This window comes from Pediococcus argentinicus (assembly GCF_001437605.1).
GTDB classification, from domain to species: Bacteria; Bacillota; Bacilli; order Lactobacillales; family Lactobacillaceae; genus Pediococcus; species Pediococcus argentinicus.
In genome coordinates, this window is record NZ_JQCQ01000081.1 from 1 (window position 1) to 515 (window position 515).

The 515-nt window shown below is 30.5% G+C and carries 1 protein-coding gene; it reads left to right on the forward strand.

What is annotated here, in order from left to right; genetic code table 11:
• On the forward strand, nt 1–515 hold a 515-nt coding region (locus IV88_RS08985; RefSeq protein WP_162258648.1), incomplete at both ends, for a restriction endonuclease subunit S.

Consider the following 515-nt stretch of genomic DNA (forward strand, 5'->3'; position numbering starts at 1 on the left):
ACTGATCCTTGGGAACAGCGTAAGTTATATGACTTTTCTCAAAAGGTAAGTGAAAGAAACGATTCGCTTAAGCCTTTAATAACTTTAACTAATTCTGCAGAATTTGGAATAATAAAGCAGCTTGATTTTTTTGATAAAAGTATTTCATCAAGTAAAAATATAAAAAACTATTATGTTGTTAAGCCTGCATATTTCGTTTATAACCCTAGAATCTCCAAAAATGCACCGTTTGGGCCAATAAATCTAAACGAATTAAACGTGACTGGAATTATGTCTCCACTATATATGGTTTTTAAAACTGAGGGAATTGATATCTATTTTTTAAAGTATTATTTTAAATCCAGTAATTGGCACTATTACATGTATAGTAATGGTGACTCAGGCGCCAGATCCGACAGGTTTTCTATAAACACGTCTATTTTTTTTCAAATGCAATTATATGTACCACAAAAATCAGAGCAGACAAAAATTGGAAAAATGCTTAAAAAAATAGATAAACTTATCGCTGCCAATCA